Below are 19906 nucleotides of genomic sequence, written 5' to 3' on the forward strand. Positions count from 1 at the left end.
GCGGTCAGTCGACGAGCGGCTGACCGAGCCAGCGATGATCGCCACGCAGGAAGATCAACGGCTCGCGATGGAAGTTGTTGTAGCGCACCACCTCACCCACCAGCAGGACGTGGTCGCCGCTGGTGATCCGGTGCGCGATCCTGGTCTCGAAACGCGCCGCGCACCCGCCGAGCAGCGGGGCTCCGCCCAGACCTTCGCCGACGTCGAGCCCGGCGAATTTGTCCTCGGCCGGAGTCGCGAAGCGGCGGGAGAGTTCCTCCTGGTGCCAGGCCAGCACGTTCACGGCGAAGTGCCCGGAATCGCGGAACACCGGCAAGCTCGGCGAGTCGGTGCGCAACGCCCACAGCACCAGCGGCGGCTCCAGGGAGACCGAGGCGAACGAGTTCGCGGTGACCCCGACTCGGACGCCCGCGTGCGCGGCGGTCATCACGGTGATGCCGGTCGGGAAGCAACCGAGCGAGCGGCGGTAGGCGCGCAGGTCGTCGGCCGGCAGCAGCGGGCGCGGTTCGACGGTGGTCATGCCGGCGCCCCCACGACCCCGTCATGGCGACGCCGCATCCGCAGCTCGTGGCGTGCGGTCGCCTCGGCCAGGAAACGCGCGGTGAGTTCTGGGTCGAAGAAGTAGTTGCGCAGGTCGGTGGGATCGCTGAAGGCGTTGCAGAACCGGTTGGCCACCTCCGGCACCCGGGCGGCGGTGGTGAGCAGGTCGACCGCGTGCGCGGGCGGCGCCGCACCGGGAGTGTTGAAGGCGAGCATCGCGTTGGTGAAGTTCGTCGCGTACTCGGCTCGCTCCCACGCCTGGTCGAAGGTCGCGCGCATCCACCGATCGTCGAACGGCCCGGACCCCTGGTCGAGGATCATCCGGTGCACTACGGCGGCATGGTGACTGGCGTTGTTGGCGCCCTGGCCACAGGCCGGGTCGTTGAGCACCACGACATCGGCCATGCCGAGCACCTTGCGTCCCGAGGGCAGCGTCGCGATCGGCTCGCGCACCAGCGGCGGTACCGCCCCGCACAGCCAGCCGTTGGGGTCGCTGATCTCGGCGTCGGCGTAGCGGGCCGACTCCCACGGGAAGAAGTCGGCGAACGTGCGGCGGGTGAGGTCGAGCATCTCCTGGGCGGTCGTGGCCTGAGCCCACCGGTCCATCGGTCCGCCCGGCAGCGCTTCCATCACCCAGGCGACCCCCGGGCCCGCCGCCGTGAGCATCGGGATGCCGAAGGCCTCGCCGACTCCGGGGCGGATGTTGTAGCAGACCCCGTCGGAGTCGGGGTGCTCGGTGCCGACGAGGGCGATCAGGCCGATGGAGCGCTGTGGCCGGTCATGGACGGTCCGGGTGCGGTCGAGCGGGAAGATCCGCGCGATGTCGCCCTTGCCCGCGGCCACGACGGTGAGGTCGTGGATGGCGGCGATGTCGTCGAGGCGATCCGGGTCGACGGCGCCGTACACGACTTTGCCGCCGCGGTCGGCGAATGCCTCCAGCCAGGTGCTGAACTTCAGCCGCTGGTCGACCGACTGACCGTGCTTGGCGAAACGGGCCTGGAACTGGATGGCCACCGTGCCCTCGGGATCGGTGACCGTGGCGAAGGTGTGGTCGATGAGCGGGCGCTCGCCGTCCCAGAAGCAGATGTCGAGAGCGCGCTCGTGATCGAGCGCATGAGCGAAGATGCCCGCGCTGGACGGGAATCGGCTGCAGGCGATCTGCTCCGGCGTCCGCTCGGAATACACCGTGACGTCGTAGCCGTCTCGCAGCAGCCCGAACGCGAGCTGCAACCCGCCCTGGCCGGCACCGATGATGGCGATGGAACGCACGTCTACCTCCTTGTCGCTGTGCGGCGCGGCGGCAGCCGCGACCGCATCCAAGGATGTGACGCAGATCATGATCGCGGACCGGGGGAACCACGTGGTTCCACCACGCGGTTTTCGCCACGGGTCAGGCGTCGAGGTCGCGGGTGGCCGCCCAGACGGCGATTTCGGTGCGCGAGCGGAAGCCCAACTTGGCCAGCACGTGCTCGACGTGCCCCTCGACGGTGCGATGGGACAGCACCAGCTCGCCGGCGATGTCACGGTTGCTGAGTCCCTTGCCGACCAGCGCGGCGACCTGCCGTTCCCGGCGGGTCAGCGCGTGCGCGCCGGTCGGCGTGGCCGATCGGTCGCGCTCGGTGCCGTGGGTGCGGGTGAGGGCGGCGAGGTATGCCCGCACCTGTTCGTCGCCGAAGCCGGCACCCTCGCGGTAGGCCTCGTCGAAGGCGTCCGCGCCCAACGCGGCCACGGCCCGGTGGGCGGCGTCCTCGTGCGCGCGGGCGAGCTGTGGACCGAACGCGGACAGCGCGGTACCGATGCGACGCCAGAACGCATCGGCGATGCCGAGCAGGGTGGCACCCTCGCGATGACGCGCCGCCGCCACCGAGGCGGTGGCCAGCACCTCGAGCACCAGCACCACGGCGATGTGGTTGTCCAGCGGCAAGCTCGACTCCAGGCTCTGCGCCGCGGCGGTGATCGCCTCGTCGACGCGGTCCTCGGCGACCGCCAGGTGGGCGCGCACCCACAGCGCGTAGCCGCGGGCCCACCGGTCCCCGGTGGTGGTACCGGCGGTCATCGCCTCGGCACAACACCGCGCGGCCTCGGCGTGGTCACCGAGCAGGGTGCGGGTGAGGGCGAGCTGGAACAGCGACATCAGCAGGCCCTCCACCGAGCCGTCCGCGCGGTGGCCCGCGGCCGCCTCGGAGAAGCGTGCGGCGGCGGTCTCGAGGTCGCCGCCGAACAGCGCGAGCGACCCCTGCCAGGTCGCGACGAAACTGCGGGTGTGCGGGCCGGCCACGGCGTCGAGCGCGCCGCACTCGGCCAACCGCTCGCGGGCGCCCTGGTGATCACCCTGCAGCAGCGCCACCCACGCGCACGACCACAGCGCCTCGACTCGTTCGGCACAGGCCGCCGGATGCGCGGCCAACGCGCGGTCGAGCCTGCGTCTGCCCTCCTGGAGGTGCCCGCCCATCACCCACAGGATGCGAAGCCGCGCGGCCAGGGTGAGCGCGTGCCGACGTGCCCGCTCGTCCTCGTCGCCGAGGAAGGAGTCGAAGGCGGCGGCGAAGTTGGGCAGTTCGGTGGTGAGGCAGGCCAGCATCCGGGCCTGGTCGGGACCCCAGAAGGCGGTGCCGACCTGTTCGGCCACCCGGCGGTAGTGCTCGCGGTGCCTGCGGCGCAGTTGCTCCTCGGCACCGGACTCGCGCAGTCGGTGCCTGCCGTACTCGGCAATCGATTCCAGCATCCGGTACCGCAGGCCGCACGGCGTCGTCTCGGTGACCAGGATCGACTTGGCCACCAGGCCGTCCAGCGCGTTCACCACCTCGACCGCGTCGTCGTCCGCGCAGACCGCCTCCACGGCGGCCAGGTCGGCACTGCCGACGAAGACCGACATCCGTGCCCACAGCTGCTGTTCCTCCGGCAGGCACAGCCCGTGACTCCACTCCACCAGCGCCCACAGGGTGCGATGCTGTGGCAGGTCGGTCGGGTCGCCGCCGGCGAGCACGCGGAACCGATCGGTGATCCGCGCCAGCAGCTCGGCGAGCGACAGCGAACGCAGCCGCGCGGCGGCCAGTTCGATGGCCAGCGGCAGGCCGTCCAGCCGCCGGACGAGCTGGGCCGCGAGTTCGACGTTCTCCTCGGTGATCCGGTGGTGTGCGCTCACGGCGCCCGCGCGCTCGTCGAGCAGCCGGATCGCCGGATACGCGGCGGCGTCCTCGACCCGCAGCACCGTGCCCGACGCGGGCGCCCCCAAGGTCCGCACCGCCAGCACCCGCTCGCCGGTGATGCCCAGTGCCTGCCTGCTCGTCACCAGGAACCGCACCCCGGGGGCCGCGCGCAGCACCCGGCCGACGAAGACCTGGCAACCGGAGACCACGTGCTCGCAATTGTCCAGCACGATCAGGATCTCGCGGTCGGCCAGCGCGGCGATCAGATGATCGACCACGTCGGGGGAGGAGAACTTCGCCCCCAGCGCGCTCGCGACGGCCTGGGCGACGTCGGCCGGGTCGGTCAGATGGGCCAGCGGCACGAACCACGCCCCACCGGGAACCTCGGCGGCCAGCGGGCGCGCCGCCTCGATCCCCAGCCGCGTCTTGCCCACGCCGCCGGGACCCACCAACGACACCAGCCGGAACCGCGCCAGCGCATCCCGGACCGCCGTCAGCTCGTCGTCGCGGCCGATGAAGCTGGTCATCCGGGCGGGCAACTGCCCCGCGCCTGCGCTCATCTCGAACTCCCGCGTCGGTGAGGGTAGTGGCAGTGTAGGTCCCGTCTCGGGCAGCTCCGGCCGCGGCAGGCCGGGTCGCCACGACGCGCGGTCAGACCGCCCGCACCCGGTCCGGCATCCGCGCACCCGGCACTGCCGGTTCGCCGTCGAGTTCGCCGGCGGGGCTCAGGTCGAGGCCGGGGCGGTCGCGCAGGGCGAGCACCGCGGCGACGGCCAGGACGAACATGACCAGCAGGTAGCCGCCGACGGCGAGCACGCTGCCGGTGGTGCGCACCAGGGCGGCGGCGATCATCGGGGCGAAGGCCCCGCCGAGGATCGCGCCGAGGGCGTAGGAGATGGCGACGCCGGAGAAGCGGATCGAGGCCGGGAACAGCTCGGCGTACCAGGCGGCCTGCGGCCCGTAGGCCAGTCCGAGTCCGACGGTGAACAGCGCGAGGCCGAGGAACAGCAGGCCGATCTCACCGGTGTCGACGAGCAGGAACATCGGGAACACGGTGACGATCAGGCTGCCGTAGCCGACGAGGTAGGTGCGCTTGCGGCCGTAGCGGTCGGCCAGATATCCGGACAGGTAGGTGGTGCACGCCCACAGCGCCGCCGCTGCGGTGATGGCCACCAGCACCGGCGTCCGGTCCAGGGCGACCGGTCCGTCGGGGTCGGTGGCATAGCTGGTGATGAAGCCGCCGGTGGTCATGTAGCCCGCGGCGTTGTTGCCCGCGAAGACCAGCGCGGCCAGCAGCACCAGCAGGCCGTGCCGCCGGAACAGCGTCAGCACCGGCACCTTCGCGCGCTGCCTGCCCGCCGCCAGTTCCGCGAAGACCGGGCTCTCGTCCACGGTGCGGCGCACCACGTAGCCCACGCCGATCAACACCACGCTCAGCAGGAACGGCACCCGCCAGCCCCAGTCCAGGTAGGCCTGCCCGGGTGCGACGACACCGGTCATCAGCGCGGTCACCCCCGAGGCGAGCACCATGCCGAACGGCACGCCGAGTTGCGGGAACGCGCCTGCCCGGCCGCGCCGGTCCGCGGGGGCGTGCTCGACCGCCATCAGCACCGCGCCGCCCCATTCGCCGCCCGCCGAGATGCCCTGCAGGATGCGCAGCAGGATCAGCAGGATCGGGGCGAGCACGCCCGCCGAGGCGTAGGTGGGCAGCAGACCGATGAGGCTGGTGGAGATGCCCATCGTCAGCAGGGTCGCGACCAGGATGGCGCGCCGCCCGAGCCGGTCGCCGAAGTGCCCGGCCAGGAAGGCGCCCAGCGGGCGGAACACGAAGCTGATGCCGACGGTGGCGAAGGACAGCACCAGCCCGATCGAGGAGCCCGCCGGGGCGAAGAACAGCTCGGAGAACACCAAGCCCGCGGCGGTGCCGTAGATGAAGAAGTCGTACCACTCGATGGTGGTGCCGATGACGGTCGCGGCGGCGACCCGTCGCGCGGACGTCGTCGGCGTCGACGACGAGGTTGCGGTACTCATGCTGATTCCTCGGGGGGGTGAAGGGTTTTCAGTGATCCCAGGTGACGGGCAGCGCGGTGGAGCCGCGGAACACCCAGCCGTGGAAGGCGGGTTGCCGGCGGGGGTCGGTGCGCAGGCCGGGCAGTTCGGCGTAGAGCAGCGGGACGGCGATCTCGCCGATGGCGATGCGGGCGGCCCAGTGCCCCGCGCACAGGTGCACGCCGCTGCCGAAGCCCAGATGCGGACGGCGCGGGCGGGTGATGTCGAACCGGTCCGGGTCGGTGAAGACGGCGGGATCGCGGTTGGCGGCCCCGACCACGACGCCGAGCGCCGCGCCCGCGGGCAGGACGACGCCGGCGAGCTCGACTTCGCGGGTGGTCTCGCGCGGATACATCCCGATCGGGGCGAGCCAGCGCACCGTCTCGTCGAACACCGCCGCCCACCCGAGTTCACCGGCGAGCACCCGCGCGCGCTGGTCGGGGTGCCTGCTCAATGCCCACACGGTGTTGGTCACCATGTGTTGCGGCTCGTTCATGCCGCCCGCGACGGTGAGCTTGACGTTCGCCGCCACCTGCTCGGCGGACAGTCCGGCGGCGATCATGGCCGAGGTGATCGAGGCGTCGGGGTGACGCCGGTAGTACGGGATCAGCTCGTCGAGCAGCGTGTCGACCTCGTCGCGCGCGGCCTCGCAGCGCCGCCAGATCTCCGGGTCGTCGAGCAGGTTCCCGGTGCCGGCGATGAAGGCGTGCGACCAGCGCCGCATGTCTTCGGGCGCAACGTCTTTCATACCGAGCAGATCCACCAGGTTCTGCGCGGCGACGGGGGCGGCGTAGTCGCGATCGAGGTCGGCCGCGTCCGGGCCGCGCTCGCGCAGCCGGTCCAGATATCGGCGTGCGGTGCGTTCGAAGACCGGAACCCACTGCTCCCGGAGGTTCTTCGGTCGCAGCGCCGGGTTGACCGCCCCGCGTTCGCGTGCGTGTTCCGGGTCGTCCTTGCGCAGCATCGGCACCCCGCCGAGGGCGCGCCGCATGGTGGCGCCGCCACCGGACACCGCGGCGCTGAAGGTCTGCTGGTCGTCCTCGACGGCGCGGCACCCGGCGAACGAGGTGACCAGGTAGCGGCCCAGCGCGGGCGCCCACGCCACCGGGCTCTCGGCGAGCAGCCGGCGATAGGACGGGTAGGGGTCGGCCGCGAGTTCGGCGGGGTCGAGCCAGTCGGCGACCGGGGCGGGCGTTGACGTCGTTGTCATCCGGGACTCCTGGGGATCGCTCAGCGAGCGGGGGCGAGTGCCGCGGCGCAGCGCTTCAGGCTGAACGCCGGATCGGTCAGGTCGGGCGGTGCGGGCACCGGGCCTGCGGCGAGGAGCCTGCGGGCGGCCATGTGGTCGGCGGGGCGGCCGACGGATTCCACCGCGACGAGGTCGCCCTCGCGCAGGCAGCAGACCGAGAACCGGCCGGTGGCCGGGTCACCCAGGGTCACGGTGTCGTCACCGGGCCTGCGCAGGCCGGCGATCTGCACTTTCACCGCGCCCTGGTGACTCCAGAACCACGGCAGGTCGGCGTAGTCGTGCTCGGCGCCGAGGAGGCCGGCGGCGACATGCCTGGCCTGATCGGTGGCGTTCTGCACCGATTCCAGCCGGATGCGGGTCCCGGCGTGCGGGTGCGGGTGCGCGGCGCAGTCGCCGACGGCGTAGATCGCCGGGTCGGCGGTGCGCAGGCGCCCGTCGACGACGATCCCGTCGGCCACTGCCAGCCCGGCCCGCTCGGCCAGCTCGACCCGTGGCGCCGCGCCGATCCCCACCAGCACCAGATCGGCCCGGTACTCGGTCCCGCCGGTGCCGACCGCGCCGCGCACCCGCCCGTCCGCGCCGACGAACCGGGCCACCGATTCGCCCAGGCGCAGATCGATGCCCGCGGCCCGGTGAGCCGCCGCGACGTGCGCCGAGATCGGTTCGGACACCGCGCGGGCCAGCGGCCGCGAACCGGCGTCGAGCACCGTCACGGGCAGGCCGCGGGCACGGGCGACGGCGGCGAATTCGAGCCCGACGAAGCCGGCGCCCACCACCAGCACCGCACTCGCCGCGGCCAGCGCCGCCCGCAGTGCCCGCGCGTCGGCGAGGGTGCGCAGCGCGTACACGCCGGCCAGTTCCGCGCCGGGCACCCGCAGCGGCCGGTTGACCGAACCGGTCGCCAGAACCAGTGCGTCGTAGCCGATCTCGCGGCCGTCCGCGAGCCCGACGAGCCGCGCCCGCCGGTCCACCGCGACCGCCACGGTACCGGTGCGCAGGTCGATCCCGTGGTCGGCGAAGTAGCGCGCCCCGCGCAGCGGCAACGGCTCGGCGCCGGGTTCGGCCGCCAGGTGTTCCTTGGACAGCGGCGGGCGCTGGTAGGGCAGGCACGGTTCGTCGCCGACGAGCGTCAGCCGGCCGGTGTGCCCGCCCGCGCGCAGCGCGTCGGCGACCTGCACCCCGGCGTGCCCGGCCCCGACGATCACCACCCGCGTCGCCTCAGATCTGGGCATCGGGCACCTCGACCTCGACCTCCGCGAGGTCGGCGGGCAGGGACAGCTGGCAGCCCAGCCTGCTGCGCCGCTCGTCGCGGGGTGCGGCGGTGCAGTCGAGCATCTCCTCCTCGTCGTCGCTGATCGGCGCGAACCGCGACAGGAACGGTTCGCGCACGTAGACGTGGCAGGTGGCGCACATCGCCTGGCCGCCGCACTCCCCCACGATGCCGGGCACGCCGTTGCGCACCGCCGCGTGCATGACGGTGCTGCCCGCGTCGGCGTCGACGACGGTGTCGGTGCCGTCGGGATGGTGGTAGGTCACCTTGGGCATGGCTCTCCTCGATTCGCTGGTCGGGGGTTCACAGGGTGGGCAGGGGTGCTCAGCCCCAGTGGACGGGCAGGCTCAGCACGCCCCGGAAGACCCAGCCGCCGACGGTGGCGGGGCGGTCGGGATCGGGGCGCAGGCCCGGGAAGTCGGCGAACAACCGCGGCAGCGCGACCCCGACGACCGAGGCGCGCGCCACCCACGCACCCGCGCAGAAGTGGTTGCCGCCACCGAAGGCCAGGTGCGGTTTGCGCGGGCGGTCGATGTCGTAGGACTCCGGGTCGGTGAACGCCGCCGGGTCCCGGTTGGCCGCCGCGACCACCACCCCCAGCCGGGCGCCCGCGGGCACCGCCATGCCCGCCACCTCGGTGTCGGCGGTGGCCTCGCGCGGGTACATGCTGATCGGCGCGACCCAGCGCACCGACTCCTCGAACGCGTCCGACCAGCGCGCGCCCGCCCGCACGGCCGCCAGCTGCGCCGGATGGGTCAGCAGCGCCCACACCGTGGTGGCGATCGCGTCGCGGGGCTCGTTCAGGCCGCCGCCGATGGTCATCTTGAGATTGGCCCGCAGCGACTCGATCGGCATGCCCGAGGCGCCGAGCACCGCGAGCAGGCTGCCGTCCGGCTCGGCGCGCAGGGCGGGCAGCATCTCGTCGATCGCCGCGTCGACCTCCCGCGAGGACCGCTCGGCCCGCGCCCACACGTCGGGGTCGTCGGCGTAGTTGCCGGTGCCGTCGATCAGCGTCTGCGACCAGCGCTGCAGGTCCTGTTCGGTGGCGTTGGCGAAACCCAGGATCATCCGCAGGTTCTCCGCCGCGTAGGGCGCGGCGAACTCGGCGACCAGGTCGGCGCCCGGCCCGGCGGCCCGCAGTCGCGCGGCGTAGGTGGCGTAGTTGCGGGCGAACAGCGCGTTCCAGTGGTCCTTGATCGCCTTCGGGCGCAGCACGCCGCCGTAGGCGCGGCGTTCGGCGTCGTGCTCGGGGTCGTCCTTGCGGAGCATGCTGTGGCCCATCGAGCGCTTCATCAACGAGCCCGTCTCGTCGGCGCTGAACCGCTGCTGATCCAGCTCGATCTCGTGGCAGGCCTCGTAGCCGAGCACCAGGAAGCGGTTGACGGCCGGTACCCAGTGGATCGGGGCCTGGGCGCGCAACCGCTGATAGATCGGGTACGGATCCGCGTACAGTTGCGCGATCGTCACGTCCTCCGCGGTCGGGATCGCCCGTGCCGCAGCGGTTTTCACAGTCATCCTCGCTCACCTTCCTCGATACCCGATGGGACACAGTGTGGGCCCGGTCACCTCCACAGGTAAAGTTCAAAAAACCTTCCAAACACCACAGAAATGGTTCGCATATGCCCGGCTACACCCTGCGCCAGCTGGAGTACTTCGCCGCCGTCGCGCAGGCGCGCTCGATCTCCGCCGCAGCCGCCGCGCTGCACGTCACCCCCACCGCGGTGGCCTCGGCACTCACCGATCTCGAGCGCGTGCTCCGCACCCAGCTGGTGGTCCGGCGCAAAGCGCACGGCATCACCCTCACCCCGACCGGCAGCTACCTGCACCAGCGCGTCGCCGGGCTGTTACGCGAGGCCGACGAGCTCGAACTCGCGGCGGCCGGTGGCGGCACCGAGCTGGTCGGCCCGCTGCTGCTGGGTTGCTACTCCACCATCGCCCCCACCGTGGTGCCGCTGCTGATGGAGTGGATGCGCGAACACCACCCCAGGGTCGACCTGACCGTGGTCACCGGCAGCCAAGCCGAACTCCCGCAACGCCTGCTCGTCGGCGGCCTCGACCTGGCCATCGGGTACGACATCGGCCTGCCCGACGGCCTCGACTCGGTGCTGCTCTACCGCGCACCCCCGTACGCGATCCTGCCGACCGACCACCCGCTCACCCGCCGCGACACGGTCACCATCGCCGAGCTGGCCCGCGAGCCGATGATCCTGCTCGACCTACCGCCCGCGGCGCAGCACACCCTGCAACTGTTCACCGACGTCGGCGTGGAACCGCGTATCGGACAACGTATTTCGGATTTCGAACTCACCCGCGCACTGGTCGCCCGCGGCTTCGGCTACTCGGTGCTGATCCAGCGGCCCGCCATCAGCCGCTCCTACGAGGGCCTGCCGATCGCGCTGCGCGAGATCGAATCCCCCAGCCACAGCGGCCATGTGCTGATGATGTGGCCGCGCCAGGTCCGCCTCACCGACCGCGCCGCCGCCCTCGTCGACTTCGCCACCCGCCACGCCGACCACCTGGACCCGCGCAATCACCACAGCGCACCGGCCTAGTCCCGAACCCCGAACAGCGCCCGATCGGCGGGCGGCGCCCAGCAGCCGGTGGCGATCTCGGCGGCCCTGCTGGGGGAGTTGAAGGCCCTGCTCGGGCCCGGAGGTGTGCGGACCGATCAGCCGTCGCCGCGGGCGTCGTAGGCCTGCTGGGCGGCGCGGATGGCGGGGGCGTTGGCCTCGGCCCAGCGGCGCATGGCGATCAGGGGGACGAGGGCGTCGCGGCCCAGCGGGGTGAGCGCGTATTCGACGCGGGGCGGGATCTCGGGGTAGTGGGTGCGGGTGAGCAGGCCGTCGCGTTCCAGGCTGGTCAGGGTTTGGGTGAGCACTTTCGGGGTGATTCCGGCAACGGTGGCGCGTAGGCCGGTGAAGCGCAGCGGACCGTCGGCCAGTGCCTGCAGGACCAGCATCGACCATTTGCCGCCGAGCCGTTGCAGGATCGGCCGCGATGGGCAGTCGGGATCCATGACGTCGTAGACCAGGTCACTTTCCACAAGGAAACTATGGCACGTTGAAGTCATCGGTATCAATCGGATACCAATGTCGGCAGCAGGTTCACGACTACTCGAAAGGAAGCACATGAAGATCGCCGTCTTCGGGGCCACCGGCATGGTCGGCTCCGCCATCGTCGACGAAGGTCGCAGCCGCGGGCACGAGGTGCGCACCGTCTCCTCGCGGCCGGGCGCGGCCGACGTGACCGCCGACCTGACCCGGTTCGAGGACGTGGCCGGGCTGGCCGAGGAGGTCGACGCGATCGTGGTGTCGGTGCCACCGTCGCGCACCGGCGAATCGCACGAGCCGTGGGTCGCCGCGCACGAGCGGCTGGCGCGCACCCCGCTGCCCACCCGCCTGGTACTCGTCGGCGGCGCGGGCAGCACCCTGGTCGAGGGCACTCCCCTGCTCCAGACGCCGGACTTCCCCGCCGACTACCTGCCCGAAGCGACCTCCGCGGCGCGGGTGCTCGAGCTGTTCCGCGCGGCCGACCCCGGCGTCGACTGGACCATCCTGTCGCCCGCGCCGGTGATCGCCCCCGGCGAGCGCACCGGCAACTACCGGCTCGGCGGCGACGAACTGGTCGGCGAGCGGGTCTCCACGCAGGACTACGCGGTGGCGCTGTGGGACGAGCTCGAGCAGCCGAAGCACCGCAGGACCCGGTTCACGGTCGCCAACTGAACGGGTTGCCCGGCGTTCGCCGGTCGGCCGCTTTCGCTGCGCCGCGCGGGTGCGGCATGGAACCATGAGCCTGTGGCGCACGACATCGCGGCGGAGGACACGGCGGCGATCCGGCGACCGATCCGGCGGCGCACAAGGGTCGTGCGCAACGCATACGGCAGCGCGGCCGCGGAAGCGTTCCTGATCATCGCCATCACGACGATCCTGGTGACCCGCCTCTACCTGGCCTTGACGAACTACCCCCAGGTCGGCGGCGGGTCACTGCACATCGCGCACGCCCTCTACGGCGGCGCGGCGATGATGGTCGCGCTGCTGGTCGGCTGGCTCGTGCTCGGCGAGACCGCCCGCGGCGTCGCGGTGCTGATCGGCGGCATCGGGTTCGGACTGTTCCTCGACGAGGTCGGCAAATTCGTCACCGCCGACAACGACTACTTCTACGGCCCCGCCGCCGAGATCATGTACGTGCTCGTGCTGGTGGTGCTGGTGGCGAACCGGGCGGTGCGCCTGGTCCGCGCGCCCACCGTCGAGGAGTACCTGGCCAACGCCGCCGCCATCGCCGCGGCGGGTGCGGCGGGCGGCCTGCCCGAGCACCGGCGCGCGGCTGCCGAGCGGATGCTGGCCCGCGCCGAGCTGGGCGGCGCCGACCCGCGCGCCGTGCGGGGAGTGCGGTTGCTGCTCGATTCCGCCGGGCACCGGGTCGACCGCCTGTACGCGGTCAGGCAGCGTCTGCCCCGGCTGGTTCCCGCGATGTTCCGCAGTCCGCGGTGGGTGCCGGTGCTCGGCTGGTTGCTCGTGGTGTCCGCGGCGGTGGGCATCGCGGTCGGCATCCTGCAACTCGCGCTGGGCGGCCTCGAACTCGACACCGCCGACACCACTCTCGACATCGGACGGATGGGCATCGCCGAGGCCATCCTGTTCACCAGCGCCTGCCTGACCTTCCTGGTGGCCGCGCCCGCGATCGTGCGCTACCGCCCCGACGGGCCGCTGTGGCCGTTGCACGCGCTGCGCATCGCCGCGCTGATCTTCACCGTCCTCAACGCCTTCGCCGACTTCGCGACCGAAGGGTTCGGCGCGCTGGTCGGTGTCGCGCTCGGCCTGTTCACCATGGCGATGTTGTCCTACCGGATCGGCGTGCGGCTCGGCGGGCAGGTCGTGCCCGGGTCAGGCCAGGGCGAGCCCGAACCAGAGGCAGGCCGCGAGCAGGAGCACGGTGATCACCCACACGGCGCGGGTGGTGTAGGTGTGGCGCATGACGGGGCCTCCCGGGTCAGACGAAGGTGAAGCGTTCGGTGTGCACGCGTTCGGCCGGGACGTCCAGGGCGGCGAGGGCGTCCTCCACGGCGGTCACCATCGGCGCCGGGCCGCAGATGAAGTACTGCCGGCGCTCGTGCCGGTCGGGCAGGTGCCGCCGCAGCAGCGCGGCGTCGACGAACCCCGACTCGCCCGGCCATCCGGGCGGCGGGTCCTGCGGCACGAGCACGACGGTGAGGTCCAGACGGCGGGAGAGGGCGTCGATCTCGGCGTCGAAGGTCTGCTCGGCCACCGTGCGCACCGCGTAGAGCAGCAGGAACGGGCGCCGGTCGCCGCGGTCGGCCATGGTCCGCAGGATGGAGACAATCGGGGTGATGCCGACACCGCCCGCGATCAGCACGAAGCCGGGACCTTCGTTGCGGTCGGGGGTGAACACCCCGTGCGGACCGTCGAGGTAGGCGCGGGTGCCGGGGGCGATGTCGCCGACGGTGGCGGTGAAGTCGCCGAGCGCCTTGATGGTGATCGCCACCCGGTCGTGGTCCTCGGCGCTGGAGGAGAACGAGAACGGATGCGCGGTGATCGCGAAGGGGGAACGGTCGACGGTGAGCCAGCCGAACTGTCCCGGCGCGAACCGGATTCCCGGGTGCCCGACCGGCGCCAGGGTCAGGGTGGTGGCATCACCGCGTTCGGGGGTGACCGCCTCGATGCGCCACGGCCGCCGCATCCGCCGCACGGGCGCCACCACCCGCACCCATACCAGGAGTCCGACCAGCGCCAGCGTCATCGCGACCCACAACCACACCTTCCACACCGCGTCGAGGTAGTAGCCGACCAGCAGCATGTGGCCCAGCGCGAACCCCACCACCGCCACCGACAGCACCCCGTGCACGACCTGCCACACCTCGTAGCGGATACGGAGGCGCCGCCGCCACACCGAGGTCGCGACCCGATCAGCAGCAGCACCGTCGAGGTGACCGCGAAGCGGGCCCGCCACGGCGCCTCGGCGAGGTTCAGCAGCGCCACGATGTCGATGCCGCCGATCTGCAACAGGACCGGGTGGGCCAGCACGAACGCCAGCGCCACGGCGGAGATCTGGCGGTGGAACTGCACCAGCGCGTCCTCACCGAAAGGCGCCGCCATCGACCGGAACCGGGCGACCAGCGCGAACTGCGCCCCGAGCATCGACATGCCGACGAATCCCAGCGCCACCGAGAACTCCACCCAGAAGCCGCGCCCGCCCTCGACCGGCCCGACGACGGCGAAGATCAGCGGCACCACCGCCACCGCCACGTACAGCGTGATCCACCCGATACCCCGAACAACCACAGACACCGCGACCTCCGATCGAAGGGCGTTCCGCCGCGCTCGGCCGGCGCTCGTTCCACGCTAGCCCGCCCGGCCGATGCCGAAGCCGTTCGACCCGGCGTGTTCCCCGGGACCGCGGCGTCACGGCGACGACGATGCGGGTTGTCGGGAGCCGCAGGTGCCACTCCCCCCTCATCAGGAGTGGCACCTCGGCGCGTGCGGTACCCGGTGCGGCCGACCGTGCGACGCCTGCCTGGTCGTGGGGCGACGACGGTGCGGCGGTCGCGCGAACGCGGGGTCAGACGCCGGCTTCGCTGACGTCCGCGATCAGGTCCGGCGCGCGGCGCGTCCAGTCGGTGGCCGATTCGTAGGTGTGGCCGACCCGCAGGACCGTCGCTTCGTCGAACGGCTTGCCGATGATCTGCATGCCGATCGGCAGACCGGTGGCGGTGAAACCGCACGGCACCGACATGGCGGGCAGGCCGGTGAGATTGCCCGGCGCGCACGTGCGCACGTAGGCGTTGATCAGCGGCTCGCTCATCCCGTCCGGCCAGGTGAACTCACCCTGTCCGGCGGGCGCGGCCGCGCGCGGAACGGTCGGCGCCAGCACCGCGTCGAGGCCGTCGAACATCTCCCGCCAGCCCTGCTGCAACAACGTCCTGGCCCGCAGCGCCCGGATGTAGTCGGTGGCGAGCACCATCTCGCCCGCCTCCAGCATCAGCCGCACGTCCGCCTCGTAGCGGTCGGCCCGCTCGCGCAGCGCCTCCTGGTGGTAGGCGCTGGCCTCGGCCACGAAGACGGCGTACTCGACCGGCATGTACTGCTCCGGCAGCGGCAGCGCGACCTCGCGCACGTGCGCGCCCGCGTCGGCGAGGACGTGCACGGCGGCGCGGTAGGCGGCCTCCACCTCGGGATCGATGTGGTCGAAGAAGTAGTTCGTCGGCACCCCGACGGTCATGCCGCGCACGTCGGCGACCAGGCTCGCGCGGTAGTCGGGCACCTCGGCGTCCACGGTGGCGGGATCGCGCGGGTCGAAACCGGCGAGTTCGCCCAGCAACAGCGCGTTGTCGGCGACGGTGCGGCCCATCGGCCCGATGTGGTCCAGCGACCAGCTCAGCGAGGTGGTGCCGTAGCGGGAGACCCGCCCGTAGGTCGGCTTGATGCCGGTGACGCCGCAGAGGGCGGACGGGATGCGGATGGACCCGCCGGTGTCGGTGCCGATCGCGCCGAGCACCATGCGCGCGGCCAGCGCCGCGCCGGACCCGCCGCTGGATCCACCCGGGATGTGGTCCGGATGCCAGGGGTTGCGCGTCGTGGGAGTCACCACCCCGTAGGCGAATTCGTGGGTGTGGGTCTGGCCGACGAGCACCGCGCCCGCGCGGTCGAGCCGTTCGACGACCGCCGCGTCGTCCTCGGGGACGTGCCCGGCGCGGCTGCGCGAACTCGAGGTCGTCTCCACTCCGGCGCGGTTCACCAGCGCCTTGACCCCGATCGGGATGCCGTGCAGCGGTCCGCGGCGCCGGCCCGCCGCGATCTCCTCGGCCGCCCGCGCGGCCTGCACGGTCGCGGCCTCGGCGGTGACCACCGAGAACGCGCCGATGACGGGTTCGTGCCGCGCCACCTGGTCGAGCACCGACTCGGTCAGCTCGACCGGGGACAACCGGCCGGCGGCGATCTCCTCGCTCGCCTCGCTCAGCGTCAGATCACAGGGCCGCACGGCTCACCTCCACCGCGCGTCGAAGGCGGTAGCCGGCGGCGTGTCGCCGAGCTCGAGCTCGCGCAGCCGGTCGATCTCGCCGTAGACGGAATCCAGTGCCGCGCCGACGATGTCGTGCCGCTCGTCCGGCAACGGCAGCCGGGCGAAGGCCGCCAGTTCCGCGACCCGCGCGGGCGGACGGGCCGTTGATCGATCACCCACAATCCACTCCTGACCTCGGATGTGTCCCTGATCACAGGGCTGCGGTGACCGTATCGATCGCGTTCCCCCGCCTCCACCCCCGAAAAGGGGTAGACCCCGCCCCGCGCGCGGGCGGTGGCGGGGTCGGCGCGGCTCACAACTGCGCGTTGATCGTCTTCTGCTCGGTGTAGGCGTCGATGGCGGAGGCGCCGAGTTCGCGGCCCCAGCCGGACTGCTTGTAGCCGCCGAACGGCAGCGCCGCGTCGAAGGCGTTGTGCGCGTTGACCCACACGGTGCCCGCCTTGATCTGCCGGGCGGTGCGGTGCGCCTTGGAGATGTCGCGGGTCCACACGCTCGCGGCCAGGCCGTAGGGGGTGTCGTTGGCCGCGGCCGCGACACCGTCCTCGGCGTCGAACGGGGTGGCGACCACGACCGGGCCGAAGATCTCCTCCCGGTACACGCTGAAGGAGGACTGCACGTCCACCAGCACCGTCGGCTCCACGTAGAACCCGGAGTCGCCGTGCCTGCGCCCACCGCACAGGGCACGGGCGCCGTCGCGCAGGCCCTGGTCGATGTAGCCGGTCACCCGCTCGAGCTGCTCCTGCGAGACGAGCGGGCCCACCTCGGTGGTCGGGTCGAGGCCGGGGCCGAGCTTGCTGGCCGCGGCGATGTCGGCGACGCGCTGGGTGAACTCGTCGAAGATGCCGCGCTCCACCAGGATCCGGGTGCCGCTGGTGCAGGTCTGGCCGTGGTTGAACAGGAAGCCCGAGGCCACCCCGGGCACCGCGAGGTCCAGATCCGCGTCGGCGAACACGACCTGCGGGCTCTTGCCGCCCAGTTCCAGGGTGACGCGCTTGAGGTTGCCCTTGGCCGCGTCCACGATCAGCTTGCCCACCTCGGTGGAGCCGGTGAAGGCGATCTTGTCCACGTCCAGGTGTCCGGCCAGCGCCGCACCGGCGTCGCCGTAGCCGGTCACCACGTTGAGCACGCCGTCGGGCAGCCCGGCCTCGGCCATGATCTCGGCCAGGCGCAGCGTGGTCAGCGGGGTCTGCTCGGCGGGCTTGACGACGATGGTGTTGCCGCACGCCAGCGCCACCGGCAGCTTGAAGGCCACCATCAGCAGCGGGAAGTTCCACGGCGTGATCGCCCCGCAGACGCCGACCGGCTCGCGCAGCGTGTAGGCGTGCCACTGGGTGCCCGGCGCCCACGGCATCGACACCGGAATGGTCCGGCCCTCGATCTTGGTGGCCCAGCCCGCGTAGTACTGGAACAGTTCGGCGACCCAGGTGATGTCCACCGCCTGGGCGACCGCGGCGGACTTGCCGTTGTCCAGCGATTCCAGCTGCGCCAGTTCCTCGGCGTGCTCGAAGATGGCCTCGCCGATCCGGAACAGCAGCCGCTGGCGCTGCGCGGGCGTCCACAGCGACCATTCACCCTCGAACGCGGTGCGGGCGGCGCGCACCGCGCGGTCGACATCCTCGGCGCCGCCGTGCGCGACGGTGGTCAGCACCTGCCCGGTGGCCGGGTCGACGGTCTCGAAGCTCCGGCCCGAGGCGGCGTCCACCCACCGGCCGCCGATGAACAACTGCTTGGGGCGGGCGAGCCAGTCGCGCACCTGGGGCAGAACGGGGGTCAGCGTCGAGGCGGACGCCTCGGAAAGCGTGTCGGTCACGGTCACTCCGTTCGGAAGGGAACTATGTCGCAGACCACATTCCCCGGCACCGCACCGCCCGACTGTTCAAGTACTGGACAAGCGCGGCGGCCCCGAACGGCCCGGTGTCCAGTTCCTGAACAGTGCGCGCCGACGCGGGCACGGTACCGTGATCTGGGACACATCGAGGAGGTCGTGCTATCTACACCACTGAGTTGATCGAGCGCCGCCGATTCCGCGAACCCATCGCGCGCTCCTGGCGGCGGGCCGCCCTGGCGGGCCTGGCACCCGACACCGTGCTGCGCGACGTGCGGGTGGTCGACGTCGATCCGCGCAGCCATCTGCTCGCCGCCGCCGCGCCGGTCATCGAGGAACTCAACGACCGGCTGGCCGAGACCGGGATGTGCACGGTGCTGGTCGACCGCGAGGGCCGGGTGGTGCACCGCTGGTGCGGCGACCCGCGCGCCGAGAACATCTTCGACGACCTGGCGATCGGGGTGGGCACCTCGCTGCTCGAGGAGGCCATCGGCACCAACGCGCTGGGCACGGCGCTGGAGATGCGCACCGGCATCGCCGTGCACGGCGGCGAGCACTTCGCCGAGCGGCTGCGCGCGTTCAGCTGTTACGGCCACCCGATCTTCCATCCGACCACCCGCCGCATCGAGGGCGTCCTGGACATCACCGTGCTGGCCCGGTCGGCGAGCCCGCTGCTGTCACCGCTGGTCGCCAAGGCCGTGGCCGACATCGAGCAGCAGTTGCTCGAGGGCAGCCGGATCTCCGAGCGGGTGCTGCTGGCCGCCTTCCAGACCGCCTCGCGCCGCAGCAGGCCGGTGGTCGCCGTCGGCGACGACATGTTCGTCACCAACATGGCCGCCTCCGATCTGCTCGACACCAGCGACATGGCGTTGCTGCGCAACCTGGCCGGCGACCTGTCCGGCAGCACCGAACTCGAACTCGAACTGCGCTCCGGGCAGGCGGTGCTCACCGCCGAGCGGGTGCCGGGCAGCCGCGGCGGGGTGCTGATCTACATCCAGCCCACCGAGCGCCGCACTCCGCGCACACCCACCACCGGCGCGGCGCCGGTCGGACACGTGTGCATCTCCGGCCAGTCCGGCACCGGCCGGACGACGGCGGCCAGGCAGCACGCGCCGCAGCGCCCGTACTCCGTGCTCACCGGCGGGCAGGCGATCATCGGCGGCTCGGCGGCCTGGGCCGAGCAGTTCGCCTCCATCGTCCGCGCCGAGCAGGGCACGCTGTGCATCGACGGCGTGGATCTGCTGCCGCCCGAGCTGATCGAGATCGTCACCCGGCACGCCCGCTCGGGCACCGCGCCGCACCTGGTGCTGACCTGCGGCCCGCTGGACGGGTTGCCCGGCCACGTGCGCGCCCTGCCCGCGCTGTGCGCGTCGACGGTCGAACTGCTGCCGCTGGCCAACCGCCTCGGCGAGCTGCCCGCCATCGCCGAGGCCATGCTCGCCGAGCTCGGTGCCGACAAGACCCATCACCTCACCCCGGGCGCCCTGCGCGCGCTCGGCGGGTACTGGTGGCCGGGCAACCTCAGCGAGCTGCACGCCGTGCTGGAACGGGCGGTGCGCGCGCACGCGGGCGGCGCCATCACCCCGGCCGACTTCCCCGCCCACCTGGCCCCGGACGGGCCGCCACGCGATCTGGCCCGGCTGGAGCGCGCCGAGCGCGACGCGATCGTCGCCGCGCTGCGCGGCTGCGGCGGCAACAAGGTCCGCGCCGCCCAGCAGCTCGGCATCTCCCGCACCACGCTCTACGCGAAGATGCGCACCCTGCGGATCCAGACCTACTGACCGGCG

Annotated in this window: 18 protein-coding genes; 4 read left to right on the forward strand and 14 right to left on the reverse strand. The window is 72.4% G+C overall.

Features of this window, described 5'->3' with window-relative positions; translation table 11 throughout:
- Positions 1–4 precede the first annotated feature (4 nt).
- From AMO33_RS14155 to AMO33_RS14190, 8 genes are all read right to left on the reverse strand, one after another.
- A complete protein-coding gene (locus AMO33_RS14155) occupies positions 5–520 on the reverse strand; it encodes a flavin reductase family protein (RefSeq protein WP_060592906.1) in 516 nt (171 codons plus the stop codon).
- Complete coding sequence (locus AMO33_RS14160; RefSeq protein ID WP_011207749.1) at positions 517–1809, reverse strand: styrene monooxygenase/indole monooxygenase family protein; 1293 nt, start codon at positions 1807–1809, stop codon at positions 517–519. The genes AMO33_RS14155 and AMO33_RS14160 overlap by 4 nt, the downstream gene beginning before the upstream one ends.
- A 121-nt stretch (positions 1810–1930) precedes the next feature.
- Positions 1931–4249 (reverse strand): ATP-binding protein, encoded by a 2319-nt coding sequence (locus AMO33_RS14165; protein ID WP_139337509.1) that lies wholly within the window; start codon positions 4247–4249, stop codon positions 1931–1933.
- 91 nt (positions 4250–4340) lie between these two features.
- Positions 4341–5720, reverse strand: a complete 1380-nt coding sequence (locus AMO33_RS14170; RefSeq protein ID WP_060592908.1) for an MFS transporter — start codon at positions 5718–5720, stop codon at positions 4341–4343.
- Between the two features lie 28 nt (positions 5721–5748).
- The gene (locus tag AMO33_RS14175) at positions 5749–6948 is read right to left on the reverse strand and encodes a cytochrome P450 (protein WP_060592909.1); all 1200 of its coding nucleotides are present in this window, start codon (positions 6946–6948) and stop codon (positions 5749–5751) included.
- 20 nt (positions 6949–6968) lie between these two features.
- A complete protein-coding gene (locus AMO33_RS14180) occupies positions 6969–8219 on the reverse strand; it encodes an NAD(P)/FAD-dependent oxidoreductase (RefSeq protein WP_060592910.1) in 1251 nt (416 codons plus the stop codon).
- A complete protein-coding gene (locus AMO33_RS14185) occupies positions 8206–8532 on the reverse strand; it encodes a 2Fe-2S iron-sulfur cluster-binding protein (RefSeq protein WP_011207744.1) in 327 nt (108 codons plus the stop codon). Before AMO33_RS14185 ends, AMO33_RS14180 begins: the two co-directional genes overlap by 14 nt.
- 49 nt (positions 8533–8581) lie before the next feature.
- Positions 8582–9772 carry a cytochrome P450 gene (locus AMO33_RS14190; RefSeq protein WP_060592911.1) on the reverse strand — a complete coding sequence of 397 codons (1191 nt, stop codon included), beginning with the start codon at positions 9770–9772 and terminating at the stop codon, positions 8582–8584.
- A gap of 104 nt (positions 9773–9876) precedes the next feature.
- Between AMO33_RS14190 and AMO33_RS14195 the strand changes: the two genes are divergently transcribed.
- Positions 9877–10809 carry a LysR substrate-binding domain-containing protein gene (locus tag AMO33_RS14195; protein WP_060592912.1) on the forward strand — a complete coding sequence of 311 codons (933 nt, stop codon included), beginning with the start codon at positions 9877–9879 and terminating at the stop codon, positions 10807–10809.
- A 116-nt stretch (positions 10810–10925) separates the two neighbouring features.
- On the opposite strand, the gene AMO33_RS14200 is transcribed toward AMO33_RS14195, so the two are convergent.
- Positions 10926–11300, reverse strand: coding sequence for a winged helix-turn-helix transcriptional regulator (locus tag AMO33_RS14200; RefSeq protein ID WP_240327520.1), 375 nt, complete (start codon positions 11298–11300; stop codon positions 10926–10928).
- 85 nt (positions 11301–11385) lie between these two features.
- Here AMO33_RS14200 and AMO33_RS14205 point away from each other — a divergent pair, with 85 nt between their 5' ends.
- A complete protein-coding gene (locus tag AMO33_RS14205) occupies positions 11386–11979 on the forward strand; it encodes an NAD(P)-dependent oxidoreductase (protein ID WP_060592914.1) in 594 nt (197 codons plus the stop codon).
- 72 nt (positions 11980–12051) lie between these two features.
- Positions 12052–13260 (forward strand): hypothetical protein, encoded by a 1209-nt coding sequence (locus AMO33_RS14210; RefSeq protein WP_060592915.1) that lies wholly within the window; start codon positions 12052–12054, stop codon positions 13258–13260.
- Here the strand turns inward: AMO33_RS14210 and AMO33_RS14215 are convergent.
- From AMO33_RS14215 to AMO33_RS14230, 5 genes are all read right to left on the reverse strand, one after another.
- Positions 13247–14119, reverse strand: coding sequence for a ferredoxin reductase family protein (locus AMO33_RS14215; protein WP_197657706.1), 873 nt, complete (start codon positions 14117–14119; stop codon positions 13247–13249). The genes AMO33_RS14210 and AMO33_RS14215 overlap by 14 nt on opposite strands.
- A complete protein-coding gene (locus AMO33_RS32325) occupies positions 14011–14562 on the reverse strand; it encodes a ferric reductase-like transmembrane domain-containing protein (protein WP_197657708.1) in 552 nt (183 codons plus the stop codon). The genes AMO33_RS14215 and AMO33_RS32325 overlap by 109 nt, the downstream gene beginning before the upstream one ends.
- Before the next feature lie 271 nt (positions 14563–14833).
- Positions 14834–16252 carry an amidase gene (locus tag AMO33_RS14220; RefSeq protein ID WP_011207736.1) on the reverse strand — a complete coding sequence of 473 codons (1419 nt, stop codon included), beginning with the start codon at positions 16250–16252 and terminating at the stop codon, positions 14834–14836.
- A gap of 3 nt (positions 16253–16255) precedes the next feature.
- Complete coding sequence (locus tag AMO33_RS14225; protein WP_060592916.1) at positions 16256–16453, reverse strand: hypothetical protein; 198 nt, start codon at positions 16451–16453, stop codon at positions 16256–16258.
- 133 nt (positions 16454–16586) lie between these two features.
- Entirely contained in the window at positions 16587–18068 is a 1482-nt protein-coding gene (locus AMO33_RS14230) for an aldehyde dehydrogenase family protein (RefSeq protein ID WP_060593491.1), read from the reverse strand.
- Positions 18069–18298: 230 nt separating this feature from the next.
- Here AMO33_RS14230 and AMO33_RS14235 point away from each other — a divergent pair, with 230 nt between their 5' ends.
- Complete coding sequence (locus tag AMO33_RS14235) at positions 18299–19900, forward strand: sigma-54-dependent Fis family transcriptional regulator (RefSeq protein WP_060592917.1); 1602 nt, start codon at positions 18299–18301, stop codon at positions 19898–19900.
- Positions 19901–19906: the final 6 nt, after the last annotated feature.

Source organism: Nocardia farcinica, from assembly GCF_001182745.1.
GTDB lineage: Bacteria > Actinomycetota > Actinomycetes > Mycobacteriales > Mycobacteriaceae > Nocardia > Nocardia farcinica.